This is a genomic window from Amycolatopsis sp. SID8362 (genome assembly GCF_010550475.1).
Lineage (GTDB): Bacteria > Actinomycetota > Actinomycetes > Mycobacteriales > Pseudonocardiaceae > Amycolatopsis > Amycolatopsis eburnea.
In genome coordinates this window covers 1-14,433 of the sequence record NZ_JAAGNB010000779.1, presented here as the reverse complement: position 1 = coordinate 14,433, position 14,433 = coordinate 1, and the positions used below count along the sequence as shown (strand labels likewise).

Here is a 14,433-nt window from a genome sequence, read left to right as displayed (position 1 = left end):
GACGCCGCCGCCGGGTGCTCCGCCGCGGCGACGTGCCCCGGCCCGGCCTGGACGCCCGTGGTCAGAGCGCGTTCCAGCCCGGCCGTCGCGGCACCGCTGAGCGAGACGACCGAGCCGAGCAGCTGCCGCGTGTACGCCTCGGCCGGCGCGGCGAAGATCGTCCGGACGTCGCCCTGCTCGACGACGCGGCCGTCGTGCATCACCACGACCCGGTCGGCCAGGTCGGCGACCACGCCCATGTCGTGCGTGATCAGCAAGATCGCCGTGCCCAGCCGGGACCGCAGGTCGCGCAGCAGCTCGAGGATCTCCGCCTGCACCGTGACGTCCAGCGCGGTGGTCGGCTCGTCGGCGATGAGCAGCTTCGGCTCGTTCGCCACCGCCATCGCGATGACGACGCGCTGCAGCTGCCCGCCGGACAGCTCGTGCGGGTAGGACCGGAACCGCTCGCGCGGCTCCGGCAACCCGACCAGGCCGAACAGCTCGATCGCCCGTTCCCGCGCGGCGGCGGCGGTCAGCTCCCGGTGCGCCCGGATCGCCTCGACGAGCTGGTCGCCGATGGTGAACACCGGGTTCAGCGCGCTCATCGGCTCCTGGAACACCATGCCGACCTCGCCGCCGCGGACCGCCCGCAGCTCGGCGGGCGTCAGCGCGTAGAGGTCCCGCCCGGCCAGCTCCGCGCGGCCCGTGACGCGGGCCGTGGGCGGGAGCAGGCCGAGCAGGGACATCGCGGTGACCGTCTTGCCGGAGCCGGACTCCCCGACCACCGCGACGACTTCGCCGGCGCCGACCTCGTAGCCGACCCCGCGGACGGCTTCGACGTCGCCGAACGAGACCGCCACGTCGTGCAGCCGCAGGAGCCCGGCTCCGCTCACTGGAGGAGCCCGAACTTGCGGTAGTCGACGTACGCCGGGAACCGGCCGATCTCGACGCCGCCGACCTGCGACCCGCGCAGGAACGAGTTGCGCGTGTAGATCAGCGGCACGACCGGCGAGTCGGCGAGGATCTTCTTGTCCAGCGCCGCCCACTTCTTGCCGGCTTCGGCCGGGTCCACAGTGGCCTGTGCCTCACCGATCAGCTTGTCGACCTCCGGGTTGTGGTATCGCGACTCGTTGTACCCGCCGTTGCCGATTTCGGTGGACTGGAACAGCGGCTGGATGTTCGCGTTGGCCGACGGGATGTCCGGCTGCCACGAGGTCAGCGTCAGGTCGAAGTCCGACAGGCCCTTGGTGTCCACTTCGGACGTGTAGGTGTCGTCGTCGAGCGGCTTGATCGAGACCTTGATCCCCGCGCGCGCCAGGGAAGCCTGGATCGCCGCGGCCTTCTCCGGGTAGCCCCGTTCGCTGTGCGTGGCCATGACCAGGCCGTCGAGCCCGTTCGGGAAGCCGGCCTCGGCGAGCAGCTGCTTGGCCTTCGCCACGTCACCGGACGGCGGCGCCGGGTACAGGTCGTACTGCTCGCGGCCCTGCAGGCCCGGGGTGATGAGCGTGGTGGCGACGTCCCCGGCGAGCTGGGCGCTGCCGGCGCTGGCGACCTGGTAGGCGGCCTTGTCGACGGCGTACTGGAACGCCTGGCGCACCTTCGGGTTGGTGAGGTTGCCGCGCTGGGTGTTCAGCGAAAGGTAGGCCAGCGCGCCGGATTCCGACGTCACGAGCCGCGACTTCGCCGACGCGTTGCCCTGGATCTGGGCCAGCTGGGCCGGCGAGGCGAACGACATGCCGAAGGCGGCGCGGTCCTTGCCCGTGTCGTCGACCAGGCGCTTGGAGATGACGCCGGTGTCCTGGCCGAGCTCGAACTCGATGGTGTCCGGTTCGGCCAGCCGCGTCTTGTCCTCGTCGCGGCTCCAGTTCGGGTTGCGGGTGAGCTTCGCCGACTTGCCGCGCTCGTAGCTCGCCAGCTGGTACGGACCCGACGCGACCGGGTGGTCGTTGTAGTTCGCCTCGGCGCCCTTGCCCTTCGGCACCGGCGAGAACGCCGGCGTGCTGGCGACCCAGTTGAAGTCACCGTAGGCGCGGGCCAGGTGGAAGACGATCGTCTTCGCGTCCGGCGTCTGGATGGCGTCGAGCTCCTTGCCGCCGTCGAACGGGCCCTGGTACGCCAGGCCCGGCGAGAGCAGGTCCTTGTGGTAGGCCAGCCCGCCGGAGAACGCGGGTGCGAACGAGCGCTCGAGACCCCACTTGACGTCCTCGCTCTTGATCGGCGTGCCGTCGGCGTACTTCAGGCCGTCCTTGAGCGTGAACGTCCACGTCTTGCCGCCGTCGCTCGGCCGCCCGGTGTCGGTCGCCAGGTCCGGCACGATCGTGGTGTCCTTGCCCGGCGCGACGTCCCACGACGTCAGCCGCCGGTGGATCAGCCCGAGCGTGGTGACGACGAGGTTCGAGCTCTTCGCCGGGTCCCAGGTGATCGACGACGCGTCGTTGAGCAGGACGAGGTTGCCGCCCGGCTTGACGGTGCCGCCCTGCCCGGCCGGTGTGTCGTTGGCCCCGCACGCCGTCAGCAGCGTGACGGCGGCCAGCACGCCCGCGGCGAACCGCAGCTGTTTCATCATTTCCCCTTCACACGAGGCGCGCACGCGGATCGAGCGCGCCGTAGCAGAGATCGACCAGGAAGTTCAGGACCGTCACCAGCAGGGCGGAGAACAGCGTCACGCCGAGCAGCACGGGCAGGTTGAGCGAGCCGATCGCGTCGACGAGCAGCCGCCCGACACCGGCCATGCCGAAGATCCGCTCGGTGATCACGGTCCCGGCGAGCAGCCCGCCGAGGTCGACGCCGAACACCGTGATCACCGGCAGCAGGACGTTGCGCAGCGCGTGCCGCCCGACGACCTTCCGCTCGGTGAGGCCCTTCGCCCGCGCGGTGCGGATGTAGTCCTCGCCGAGGGTTTCCAGCATCTGCCCGCGGGTGAGGCGCGCGTAGATCGCCGCGTGCAGGAACGCCAGCACGAACCACGGCAGCACCAGGTGCCACGCCCACTGCGCGGGGTCCTCGGTCAGCGGCACGTAGCCGTTCTTCGGGACGACGTCGAGCGCGAAGGCGAAGATGGTGATGCCGATCATCCCGGCCAGGTAGGCGGGCATGGACACACCGGTTATCGCGGCGGCCATGGTGATCCGGTCGATGGCGGTCCCGCGGCGCAGCGCCGAAAGCACGCCGAGGCCGACCCCGAGCACGATCCAGATCGCCGCGGCGCCCAGCGCGATCGAGAAGCTGACTTCGACCCGGCCGCCGATTTCGGCGAGCACGTCGACGTTGTTCTGGAAGTCCCAGCCGAAACACGGCGCCGTGCAGTGGATCGCGGCTTCGCCGGTGCCGAACGTCCGGCCGACGGCGATGCCGCCGAGGAAGTCCAGTAACTGCCGGTACCACGGGACGTCGTAGCCCATGAACTCCCGCGCGAGCCGCAGGCCGTCGGGCGTGCACGGGCGGCCGCAGGCCATCCGGGCCGGGTCCGCGGGCAGGACGTAGAACACCACGTACGTCACGAAGGCGACGACCAGGAGCACGAGCAGCATCCCGGCGAACCGGGTGGCCACGAAGCGGGCGGTGCGCATCAGGCCGCACCCCCGGACCGCGGGTCGAGCGCGTCGCGGACCGCGTCGCCGACGACGTTGAACGCGAGGGTGATCAGGAACAGCAGGAGCCCGGGGAACACGAGGTAGAGCGGATCGGTCTCGAAGAAGTCGACCGCGGTGCTGATCGTGCGGCCCCAGCTCGGGGTCGGGGGCAGGACGCCGACGCCGAGGAACGACAGCGCGGCTTCGCTCCCGATCATCGACGGGATGGCGAGGCTGGCCACGACGATGACCGGCGCCCACAGGTTGGGCAGCAGCTCCTTGGTGAACACGTGCCACGGGCCGCCGCCGATCACCCGCGCCGCGGCGACGAAGTCGCGCTTGGCCAGCGTCAGCGTCTGGGCCCGGACGATCCGGGCCACCCGCGGCCAGCCGAACAGCCCGAGCACGGCGATCAGCGTGACCTGGCGCGGGAAGTCGACCGGCAGCACCGCGCCGAGCGCGATCATGAAGATCAGGTACGGGAAGCCGAGGATGACGTCGGCGGTCCAGGTGACCAGCCGGTCCCACCAGCCGCCGAGGTAGCCCGCGCTGACGCCGATGACGACGCCGAGCGCGGTGCCCAGCGCGGTGGCGCCGAGCCCGACCAGCAGCGACGTCCGCGCGCCGTGGGCGACGAGCGCGAAGAGGTCGACGCCGGTGAGGGGCTCGACGCCGAACCAGTGCGCCCCGCTCACCCCGCCGAGCGCGCCCGCGGGCAGCCCGGTCGGGCCGAGCGTGGTGATGTCCGGCGTGAGGCTCTGCCCTTCGGCCAGCACGAAGAGGTCGGCGCCGGCGGCGAGCAGCACGATCAGGACGACGAGCAGCGCGCAGAGCGACGTCCACCGCCCGGACCGGACGGCACGCCACACCGCGGCGGGGAGGGACCGCGCCGCGAGCGGCGGGAGGGAGGGGGCGGACACAGCACCTTCAAGGTTCAGCCGATCGAGTGACGATCGGGGACTTTAAGGAGCCGTGTCGGTGATCGTTCAACCGTCTCACCAGGTGGACGGCAAGTCACGCGCACCAGCGCTTACGTGTACCAGGTCGGCTCCGGCAGCTCGCCGCGCAGCGCGTAGACGCCGACCTCCCGGCGCTTGTAGGCCACCGGGTCGTGCAGCGAGTGGGTGCGCAGGTTCCGCCAGAACCGGTCCAGCCCGTGCTTCGACGCGCTCGCCCTGGCCCCGGTCAGCTCGAAGATCTTCGTCCCGATCTCCAGCCCGGTCTCGATCACGCGCTGCTTCGCGGCCGCGATCAGCACCGCCAGCTCGCCGCGCGCCTCGGGCGTCAGTTCTTCGCGCGGGGCGTGCAGCACCGCCGAGATGGCCGCGCCCGCCTTGTCCGTCAGCGCCTCCGCCGCCCACAGCTTCGCCTGCAGGTCGCCGTAGCCGTCGAGGATGTACCACTCGTCCGCGGCGGCGTCCTTGTCGTCGCCGCCGTAGGGCCACGGGCGGGTGCGCTCGCGGGTGTAGGCCAGGCCCGCGTCGAGGGCGCCCTGGGCGATGCCGAGGTAGAAGTTGGTGAACACCAGCTGGATCGCCGGCACGTTCAGCGTGTTGTAGGTGAGCGGCCGGAATTCCCGCTCGACGTACCCGGCGGCGCTCGCCCACGGAACGCGCACGCCGGTGATCGTCACGCTGCCGGACTCGGTGAGGCGCTGGCCGATGTTGTCCCAGTCGTCGTGGAAGACGATGCCCTCCTGGGCGGACGGGACGATGGCGAAGACGTGGTCTTCGGTGCCGTCGAGGACGCCTTCGAGCACCGTGAGGTCGGAAACCCTGCTGCCGGTGGAAAACGACTTGTGTCCGTTGTAGACGAGCTCGTCGCCGTCTTCGGTGATGGTGAGGTCGGAGTCACGGGGGTTGACCGCGCCGCCGAAGAAGAAGTTGTTGCGCGTGTACAGCTCTTCGACGGCGGCGATCTGCTCGTCGGTGCCGACCAGCCGCGCCGCCCAGGCCCACAGGTAGTGGTAGCCGAGCAGCTGGCCGATGGAGCCGTCCGCACGGGCGATTTCACGCGTCACCCGGTAGGCGGTGTCCCAGGTCTGCCCGCCGCCCCCGTGCTCGGGAGGTCCCAGCAGGGCGACCAGGCCGGCGTCCTTGAGCAGCCGCACTTCTTCGTACGGCGTCGCGTTGCGCCGATCCCGCTCGACGGCATCGACGGCGAGTTTCGCGGCGACGTCCTTCGCGATCGCGATCCAGTCGGCGGCGGTCTTTTCGTTGGTCGTCAACGGCTTTCCCTTCGGTGCGCGGATATGATCCGAGTACACCGGCGTGCCGCGGGGGTGTCAACGGGAGTCCGCGCGCTGGGACCGGAGCGTCCCAAAGTCCGGTTTGGATGGTCAGGTGGCAGCGGAATTCCGGCTCGGACAGGGGCACCCCGAGCCGGCGCGGGAGGCGTGGTGGGCACACATCGCCCGGAGGGCCACCGAGCAGGCGTCCCTCGTCGGACTGTCCCATGGCCGTGAGCACGTCTACCTCACGTCGGAAGCCGTTCGCCGACGCTCGTGTCCACAGTGAACTGTTTGGCGGGTGTCGGCGATCAACCCGAGCTGGTCGGTACTGTCCGGAAGCGGTGGTCGTACCGGACCGGGGTGTGCCACACGTGCGTGACGCCGGTGCTCGCCGGGAGTGTGTCGTACGACCCTGAGCCGCTCGAGCCACCTGCGGCCGGTGCCCTCGTTTGCTGTGCCCGGCCGGGGAAGATGTCGTGCTGGACCTTTGCGCGTGGGCTCGGGTCGGAATCGGGGTGCCGGGACCGGCTCACATTGTCGCTGACTGGGCGTGGGTGTGGGCCCGTAGCCGGTGGCTGCGGGCCTGTCCCGTGTTCAGGCTGCGAATGGCAGGGGCTGGTGGATGTTGTTGCGCCTGGGTTTTCGGCGTTTGTCCAGGAACCGTGGCGGCAGGAACTCCGGGTGGCCGTCGGGGGCGATGCGGACCTGCCAGCCCGAGCGGTGTAACAACCGGTGGTGGTGGCCGCACAACAGCACCAGGTTAGCCAAGTCGGTGAGGCCGCCCTCGGCCCAGTGCCGGATGTGGTGGCCCTGGCAGTGGCGGGGCGGGCGGTGGCAGCCGGGGAACGCGCACCCCCGGTCACGCAGGAACAACGCCCGGCGCAGGCCGGGGCTGATCAGGCGGCGGGCGCGGCCCAAGTCCAGAGGCTCACTGTGGGAGCCGAGGACGGCGGGGATCAGCTTGCAGTCGCAGGCATGCAGGCGAGCGTCGGCGGCCGAGATCAGGCCGGTGTCGCCGAGCGTGGCCGTGCCCAGGCCGGACTGGAGGTCGGTGAGGGACACCGCGACCATGACGTGGACACGTTCACCCGCTTGGGCGGGAAGGTCGGGGGAGTTCAACGCGAGGTCGACCGCGTCGGAGAAGGCGTCGCCGTAGCGTTCGTGTGGGGAGCGGAGGTCGTCGGTGCCGCGGCGTTCCGCGAGGGCGTCCAGCAGGGCGCTGGCGCGGGTGCCGGTCTCGTCGTCGAAGCGGCCGGTGAGTTCCCAGGTTCCGGTGCGTCTTCGACGCAACGACAGTTCCCGGGCGGGGGTGGCCGGTTCGGTGTCCTCGGGCGCGGGACCATCGGGGTCCAGGTGGGCCAGGATCCGGGCGCCCAGGGCAGCGACCTGTTTGTGGCCGCCCTCGGCGGCGAAGGCGAGCAGATCGCGTTCGGCATCGTCGCGGTGGGTGGCGGGGATCCGGGAGACGGCGTCGATGATGGTGTCGATCATCGGGGTGCTCAACCGGCCGGTGAGCGCGGCGGTACCGGTGGCCGGGGCAACAGCGGGGGTGGCGTCGAGAGTGTGGGCGGGGTGCAGGGCCTGGGCGCGGGTGACGGTGCGGGTGGCGGCGGCGTGCGGAATGTCGGCGAGGTGTTCGTAGAGGCGCGCGGTGGTGCGGTATCCGAAGAGTTCCTGAACCCCGCGGGATTCGATTTCCACCAGCAGCGCACCGATTTCCGCCTCAGCGGACCGCACGACGGTGAGCAGCGAGACGATGCGGTCGGCCAAGGCCTCCGCGTCTGCTTGCCACACCGTTTCTCTGTCCACACACCAAGATTACCGCGTGTACGAACACCTGTTCATCACTCGATCAGGTGCAACCCGCGCTCGGCCGACGAAAGGGGCGTTCGTCGCCGGCGGTGACGTCAGCCGCGGTCCTGGTGCTCGCCGCCGGTGCTGAAGTGGCGGTTCAGGTACTCCTCCGGCGCCAACGCGCTGTCGCGCAGCAGCGAGAACACCTCGCTGCCCGGCGACAGCTGCTTCTCGCCGGTCGCGTACCCCTGTGCCAGCCCGAGGTACTCGATGCCGGCCCGGTCCGCGTACTCGTGGGCGTCCGCCTCGGCGAGGGACAGGGCCTCGTCGAGGTCGGGCGCGCGCCACAGGGTGATGCGCTCTTCGTACGGTTCTTCGCCCGCCTGCGTCCACCGGAAGACGCAGCGCACCGCGAACCATTCGTCGGTTTCGTCCGTCACCGCTCCCCCGTCCCCGTTGGCCCGGCGGAGATTTTAGTGCGTTTCGGTGGTGTACCCCCCGTCGAGGGTGAAGGTCGCGCCCGTGATGTTGCCTGCCACGCGGTCGGCGGCGAGGAAAGCCGCCAGGTTCGCGACCTCCGCGGGCTGGGTGAAACGGCCGGTCACGGCGTGCGAGGCCGCCTCGTCGGCCACCGCGCCGGCGGTTGCGCCGGAGCCGGCCGCGACGGTCTCGGCCACGCCGCCCGTGCCGAGCCACAGGTCCGTCGCGACCGGGCCCGGGTTGATCGCGTTCGCGCGGACGCCGTGCGGGCCGAACTCCTTCGACACCGACTTCGTGAAGTTGACCAGCGCCGCCTTCGCCGCGCTGTAGTCGATGACGCCGGGGTCGGGCAGGTGCGCGTTGATCGAGGCGATCGTGACGACGCTGCCCCGGCCCGCGGTCACCATCGTCGGCAGCACCGCCCGCGTGGCGCGGACCGCGCTCAGCAGGTTGAGGGTGATCGAACGCGTCCACTCCTCGTCGGTGACCAGCAGGAAGCCGTTCGGCCGCGGGGTGACGGCGCCGACGTTGTTGACCAGGATGTCGACGCGCCCGAGCTCGTTCAGCGCCAGCTCCACGAGCCGGCCGGGGCCGTCGGGGGTGCCGAGGTCCACGGCCAGCGTGTGGACCTTCCCGGCCCGCGTGAGCTCCTCCAGCTCGGGGCCGGGCTTGCGGGCGCCGGCGACGACGTGGACGCCCTCGGCGACGAGGGTTTCGGTGACGGCGAGGCCGATGCCCCGGCTGGCGCCGGTGACGACGGCGACCCGGCCCGCGAGATCCAGTTCCACGGGCTCAGACCCCGTGCTCGCGCAGCCAGGCGAGGACGGCGTCGGCGACGTCCCGCCAGCCCTTGTCGATGGTGAGCGAGTGGCCCCGGCCCTCGAACTGCTTCAGTTCGGTGACGGCGGTGGAGTCACGGTACTGCTTGAGCGTCGAGCGGGTGACCACGTCCGGGACGGTGTGGTCCGCGGTGCCCGAGACCAGCAGGAGCGGGCCGCGGTCGTCGCGCCGGGTGTCGACCTTCGCCTCGGAGTGCAGCACGAAGTTCGCGGCCGCGGCCTGGAACAGCGGCCGGGCCGGCGACGGGATCGTCCAGCGCCGGTGGAGCTCGGCCGACTCCTCGTCGGTGAGCGCGTTGCCGAAGCCGAACCGGAACTCCTTCTCCGTCAGCGACACCGCCCGGTGCAGGTTGGCCGGGTTGCCCAGCGCCGGCAGGCCCGCGCGCAGCTGCGCCAGCGGGAGCGGCAGCACCCCCTTGATCTGCGCCGGGTCGATGGCGACGCCGGCCGCGCCGATGCCCTGGCCGAGCAGCTTCTCGGTGATCAGGCCGCCGAACGAGTGGCCGACGATGACCGGCGGCCGGTCGAGGGCCTCGATGATCGAGGCGAAGTGGTTCGTGGCGTCGTCGATGCCGACGTCCGCGACGGCGTCCGGGTTCGCCCGCGCCGCTTCGACGGTGTCCGGCTCGTGCGGCCAGCCGGGCGCGACGGGCGCGTACCCGGCGGCCCGGAAGTGGTCGATCCAGGGGGTCCACGACGTGGCGTGGAGCCACAGACCGTGGATGAACACGACAGGGGTGCCCGCGGCCGCCATCGGATCCTCCGGGTTTTCGGGACGGCGTCTCGGGCCTGAGCCAACCCGATCCGGGGCGGGCCGTCCAAGACCTGGTGCGTGCGCATCGATAGCCGGAGTGGCATCGTTGGCGCTCCACTCCTTCGCGCGGAAGGCCCGGATGGACCTCGACCTCAGGCTGGTGCGGTACTTCGTGACGGTCGCCGACGAGCTGCACTTCGGCCGGGCCGCCGCCCGGCTGTACATCAGCCAGCCGGCGCTGTCCAAGCAGATCCGCCGGCTCGAGGCCGAGGTCGGGGCGCCGCTGCTGGTACGCGACAGCCGCCACGTCACGCTGACGCCGCGCGGCGAGCGGTTCCTGCACCTCGCGCGGCAGCTGCTGGCCACCGCCGGGCAAATGCTGCGCGAACCCGCGCCGAACCGCCTGCGGGTCGCGCACATCTTCGAGCTCGACACCAGCCGGGTGGTCACCGACGCCTACCTCGCGGCCCACCCGGGCGTCGAGGTGGTGCAGAGCCAGATGGACAGCGCCCGCCAGCTCGCGGCGCTGCTCGACGACCACCTCGACGTCGCGATCCTCCGCGTCACGACCGCGTTGCAGGCCGAGTACCCGGCGGGCTGGCGGCACACGCCGCTGCGGCTCGAGCCGTTCCGGCTGGTCGGCAGGCCCGGCGACCCGACCCGGACGTCGGTGTCGATGCACGAGCGTCCCCTCGAGGTCTTCGCGGACGGGCCCGGTACGGCGTTGTACAACGTGCACGGCCACTACCTGAGCTCGTTCGCCCAGCACACCGGGCTGACCCTGCGCTGGCTGGGCAAACCCGGCACGTTCGACCACTGCCGCGCCGCCCTCGGCCGGGCGCCCGGCAGCGCGTTCCTGCTCGAATTCGACAGCTACGCCCGCCGCTACCCCGAGCACGGGTTCCCGGTGCACCGGCCGAAGGAGCTGCAGCCGGTGTACCCGTGGTCGCTGGCGTGGCGCGACGGCGACGAGCCGGAGCCCGTCCGGGAGTTCCTGCGCGTCGCCCGCGAAACCGCCGAGCGGCACCGCTGGCTGCTGCCCGAACGGGCCGGTGGCGCGCCGCTGTGGACCCCGCCGGAAGACCTCTCCGCCGCCCCTTAGCTCACCAGAAGAAGATCCAGCGGCCGTCGAGGCGGACGCCGTGGCCCTGGTAGGTCACGCGGCGCTGCCCCGGCGTCCGGCAGCGGGAGCCGGAGATCCGGTGCCACAGCTCTGATTCGGTGAACACCATCGTGCCGGTGCGGTACGGCACGGTGACCGGCTCGCCCCCGCCGCGGTGGCCGGGCGGGGCGCCGGGTGCGTCGGCTTCCAGGTCCAGGCCGCTGCCGCCGTCCGGCAGTTCGAACGGCACGGTGAACGTGACCACCGCCGAGATGTCGGCGGCGCGCCGGATCAGTGACGGCGCCTGCGTTTCGAGGGCGTCGACGTGCCAGCCGCCGCCCGCGTACTCGCCGGGGTCGTCGAAGCCGAACACGTGGAAGCCGGGGACGGCGAGCTCGTCCGCGTACACGACGGGAAGGCCGTACCGCTGCTCGAAAAAGGTCGCGACGCGCTCGTGCACGAGACGGAAGTGCCGGTAGAGCAGCCGGTTGTCGCGCCGCGCGCACTCGGCGTAATGGCCGAGCCTGCCGCGGCTGCGGTAGAGCGGCTCGCCGATGGTGGCCATGCCGCCGACGCCCGGCGTGCGCCGGGCCTCGTGCCACAGCCGCGCCGGCACCGAGCCGACGGCGGCGCGGACCCGGTCGACTTCCGCGGGGCCGAACAGGTCGGCGGTGAAGACCCGGGTGCCGCCGAAGCGGATCTCTTCGACCGGCCGGGTGTCCATTGTGGTCATGAAACGTGCTCCTTGTACAACGCCGCCGCGGCGAGCAGCCCGGCGACGGCCGCCGCGATGGGCTGGCCGGTTTTCGATTCGTAGTAGGTGAACCCCGGCGAGGGGTTGACTTCGAAGCAGTACCATTCGCCGTCCGGGGTGCGCCGCAGGTCGATGCCGGCCACCGGGAGCCCGAGCCGCTTGGCGAGGTCGAAGCAGCGGGCGGTGACGTCCGGGGGCAGGTCGATCGCGGTCAGGACCGGATCGCGGTGGCCGAGCGCCCGGGCGTAGCGGTAGTCGTCGGCGTCGCTGTCCACCTCGGCGGCGAACACCTCGGCCCCGACGACGTGCACCCGCACGTCGGTGCCGGGAATGCGGCGCTGGAACTGCGTCGGGCAGGCGGCGACGTCCGCGAGCCGGTCACCGGGCCGGACGCGCCGCACCCGGCTGCGCACCCCGCTGGCCGACTTGACGATGACGTCGCCGTGCTCGCGCAGGAAGTCCGCGACCCGGTCCGGGTCGTTGGTGACGAGCGTCGGCGGCACGGCGAACCCGGCCCCGGCGATGCCCCGCAGCTGGAAGGGCTTGGACGCGTTCCCGGCGGCGGCTTCCGGCCGGTTGAGGACGTAGGCGGCGGTGCGGTCGGACCAGGCGTTGAGCACCTGGTCGACCTCGGCGGCGTGCCGCCATTCCGGTGCGGTGGGCGGGCGCGTGCGGAGCCCGGGCAGCTGGGTGCTGTCGTGCGGGCGCACGTAGGCGGCCCGGACGTCGCCGAGGTCGAAGGTCTCGCCGTCGACGGACACCGTGGTCCGGCTGGTGCGGCCGGCGTCGACCCGGACGGTGGTGTCGAGGACGCGCCGCTGGTCGAGGAAGAGGACGGGGGCGTCGAGCCGCCGGAGCTGGGTCAGGACGGCGGACACGGGCTGGTCGCGGATCAGGCCCCAGAGGAGGATGGTCATCCGGCCACCGCCTCGAGCCCGGAGGAATCCACGAGCGCGGGGCCAGCTGGTGCCTCGGGCACCCAGCCGCGTGGCTCCGCCACCGTTGCGATCCCGCCGCTCGCCGCCCTCCCCAGTGCCACCGCGAGGGCGTCCGCCACCGCTGGGTCGGCCAGATCCGGCCACGCCGAAATCTCCCCCACCTCCGCCCGCGCGCCCAGGCCGGACACCGTCGCCGTCAGCAGCGGGGTTCCCGCCAACTCCGCCAGCGCCCGCAACTGCTGCCCCACCAGCGGATGCACCTCCCCCACGCACACGTCCCCGATCACCGACACCCGATGGCCGCCCTCCCGCGCCTCGACGGGGACCGGCGGAAGCCCGACCACCCGGTGGACCGGCGCCACCCGCAGGCCCACCGCGGCCGCCGCGTCGGCCCACTCCTCCGGGTACCACGCCGGACCGTTAAGGCACCTCGGGTTGGGCGGGTTCAGCACCGGTGCCGGGCACGCGTCCAGCCACGCCAGCAGGAACGCCGTCAGCTCCGCCGCCGCGTACGCGCGGTCCTCGCGGCGGACCCGGGACACGTCCGCGGCGGTGATCACCCCCAGGCGGTTCACGACGCCGGTGATCACCGCCCCGGTCGCGAGCGAAGCACACACCCCGCCTGAGCTGTCCACGGAAAGGCTCAGCCGCGCTTCGTGCAGTACGTCGACCGTCAGCAGCATCGCCTCGCTGCCCCAGCGGTCCGCCAGGGCACGAGCCGCCGCATCGTGGGCGTGGGCCAGGATCAGCAGCATCAGCTGTCCTCTTCGGACAGTGCGTCGCGGCCGACGTCGGGGCGGTCCGCCAGGGAGATGAACGTCCGCTCGTCCCCCTCCGAAACCGGCTCGGCGGCCGACGGCGGGAAGGTGCCGGCGAGGTCGACGAACTCCTTCTGCCCGTCCTTGCCCCGGTCCTTCTCCTTGCCTTCCTTGCTGTCCTTCTCCTTGCTCTCCTTGTTGTCCTTGCCTTCCTTCTCCTTCGACTCCTTGCTCTCCTTGCTGTCCTTCTCCTTCTCCTTCGACTCCTTGGTCTCCGTCTTGTCCTTGATCGGGTCGATCCGGCGGTCGATCGCGGTGATCTTCACCTGCAGCTCCTGGACCACCCCGAACAGCTCCAGCCGCAGCTCCTTGATGCAGTTGCTGACCGTCCGCAGCGCCTCCGCGACACCCCCGAGGTCGGTCTCGATCGCGTGGAACCGGTGGTTGAACCCGATCTCCGTCGGGGTCTCGCCCGCCTGCACCACCGTCACGCCGTCGATGAAGTCCGGGTGCGTGAACGTCGGTTCGAAGTGCAGCTCGCACTGGGGTGCCGACTGCGGAACGGGGGTCTGGAACACGAACGGCGGGCTCACCGTCGCCGCCAGGCCGGGGCCCGACGAGCGGGCGATCGCGCGGCCCAGCACCGCGACGACGTCGTCCTCCGCGACGCCCGCGCCGCGCAGGGCTTCGACGATCGTGTGCGCCGGGACGCCGTAGACGAGCTGTTCGTCGCTCATGAGATCTCTCCTTGTCCTGCCCGCGCGGACGGCGCCAGGCGGTAGTGCCGGTAGGCCCGTGCGGCGGCGATGTTCAGGCCCGTGGCCCGGCCGGAGCCGTCCACGTCCACGTGCCGCCGCCGGATGGCGAAGGTGTCGGCCCGCACCCCGACGGGCGTCGCCAGCTCGACGATGTTGAGCAGGTGCTCGTACTGGCGCAGGGTCAGCAGCGCGCCGTCGGGCAGCGACGGCCGCCACGTGTACGGGTCGTTCGCGCCCGAGCGCTGTCCCACCACACACGACACGAGGCTGATCCCTTCGTTGAAGAGCGGGATCGTCACGACCGGGCCGCGCCGCGCCGACAACGTGGCGTGCTGGTCGCCGAGCCCGCGCACCTGCCAGCGGTGGAGCAGCGTGTGCTCCCCCGCCAGGTTGGCGCCCGCCAGCGGCAGTCCCGTGACGCCGAACAGCAGCGCCAGCGTGCCGGCGCCGGTCGCCAGCGCGACCACGCTGCTCG

At 71.9% G+C, this 14,433-nt stretch carries 15 protein-coding genes; 1 reads left to right on the top strand and 14 read right to left on the bottom strand.

Annotation, left to right across the window (positions count from 1 at the left end; translation table 11 throughout):
- From G3I65_RS24115 to G3I65_RS24075, 9 genes are all read right to left on the bottom strand, one after another.
- Positions 1-872 (bottom strand): ABC transporter ATP-binding protein (locus tag G3I65_RS24115; RefSeq protein ID WP_160698118.1); only part of this gene is annotated, 872 nt, incomplete at its 3' end.
- Entirely contained in the window at positions 869-2,542 is a 1,674-nt protein-coding gene (locus tag G3I65_RS24110; protein WP_160698117.1) for an ABC transporter substrate-binding protein, read from the bottom strand. The genes G3I65_RS24115 and G3I65_RS24110, both read right to left, overlap by 4 nt.
- Positions 2,543-2,552: 10 nt before the next feature.
- Entirely contained in the window at positions 2,553-3,548 is a 996-nt protein-coding gene (locus tag G3I65_RS24105; protein WP_160698116.1) for an ABC transporter permease, read from the bottom strand.
- Positions 3,548-4,471, bottom strand: a complete 924-nt coding sequence (locus G3I65_RS24100; protein ID WP_160698115.1) for an ABC transporter permease — start codon at positions 4,469-4,471, stop codon at positions 3,548-3,550. The genes G3I65_RS24105 and G3I65_RS24100 overlap by 1 nt, the downstream gene beginning before the upstream one ends.
- Before the next feature lie 110 nt (positions 4,472-4,581).
- On the bottom strand, positions 4,582-5,778 hold the full coding sequence (locus G3I65_RS24095) for an acyl-CoA dehydrogenase family protein (protein ID WP_160698114.1): 1,197 nt from the start codon (positions 5,776-5,778) through the stop codon (positions 4,582-4,584).
- 597 nt (positions 5,779-6,375) lie between these two features.
- Positions 6,376-7,590 (bottom strand): DUF222 domain-containing protein, encoded by a 1,215-nt coding sequence (locus tag G3I65_RS24090; protein WP_309235667.1) that lies wholly within the window; start codon positions 7,588-7,590, stop codon positions 6,376-6,378.
- Positions 7,591-7,688: 98 nt separating this feature from the next.
- The gene (locus tag G3I65_RS24085; RefSeq protein ID WP_160698113.1) at positions 7,689-8,015 is read right to left on the bottom strand and encodes a hypothetical protein; all 327 of its coding nucleotides are present in this window, start codon (positions 8,013-8,015) and stop codon (positions 7,689-7,691) included.
- Positions 8,016-8,048: 33 nt separating this feature from the next.
- Complete coding sequence (locus G3I65_RS24080; RefSeq protein WP_160698112.1) at positions 8,049-8,843, bottom strand: SDR family NAD(P)-dependent oxidoreductase; 795 nt, start codon at positions 8,841-8,843, stop codon at positions 8,049-8,051.
- A 4-nt stretch (positions 8,844-8,847) separates the two neighbouring features.
- A complete protein-coding gene (locus G3I65_RS24075; RefSeq protein ID WP_160698111.1) occupies positions 8,848-9,648 on the bottom strand; it encodes an alpha/beta hydrolase in 801 nt (266 codons plus the stop codon).
- Between the two features lie 106 nt (positions 9,649-9,754).
- Between G3I65_RS24075 and G3I65_RS24070 the strand changes: the two genes are divergently transcribed.
- Positions 9,755-10,750, top strand: coding sequence for a LysR family transcriptional regulator (locus G3I65_RS24070; RefSeq protein WP_275940165.1), 996 nt, complete (start codon positions 9,755-9,757; stop codon positions 10,748-10,750).
- A gap of 1 nt (position 10,751) precedes the next feature.
- Here the strand turns inward: G3I65_RS24070 and G3I65_RS24065 are convergent, their stop codons facing one another.
- From G3I65_RS24065 to G3I65_RS24045, 5 genes are all read right to left on the bottom strand, one after another.
- On the bottom strand, positions 10,752-11,483 hold the full coding sequence (locus G3I65_RS24065; protein WP_160698110.1) for a hypothetical protein: 732 nt from the start codon (positions 11,481-11,483) through the stop codon (positions 10,752-10,754).
- Positions 11,480-12,421, bottom strand: a complete 942-nt coding sequence (locus G3I65_RS24060; RefSeq protein WP_160698109.1) for a RimK family alpha-L-glutamate ligase — start codon at positions 12,419-12,421, stop codon at positions 11,480-11,482. Before G3I65_RS24060 ends, G3I65_RS24065 begins: the two co-directional genes overlap by 4 nt.
- The gene (locus G3I65_RS24055; RefSeq protein WP_160698108.1) at positions 12,418-13,197 is read right to left on the bottom strand and encodes a hypothetical protein; all 780 of its coding nucleotides are present in this window, start codon (positions 13,195-13,197) and stop codon (positions 12,418-12,420) included. The genes G3I65_RS24060 and G3I65_RS24055 overlap by 4 nt, the downstream gene beginning before the upstream one ends.
- The gene (locus G3I65_RS24050) at positions 13,197-13,937 is read right to left on the bottom strand and encodes a hypothetical protein (RefSeq protein ID WP_160698107.1); all 741 of its coding nucleotides are present in this window, start codon (positions 13,935-13,937) and stop codon (positions 13,197-13,199) included. Before G3I65_RS24050 ends, G3I65_RS24055 begins: the two co-directional genes overlap by 1 nt.
- Positions 13,934-14,433 (bottom strand): hypothetical protein (locus G3I65_RS24045; protein WP_160698106.1); only part of this gene is annotated, 500 nt, incomplete at its 5' end. The genes G3I65_RS24050 and G3I65_RS24045, both read right to left, overlap by 4 nt.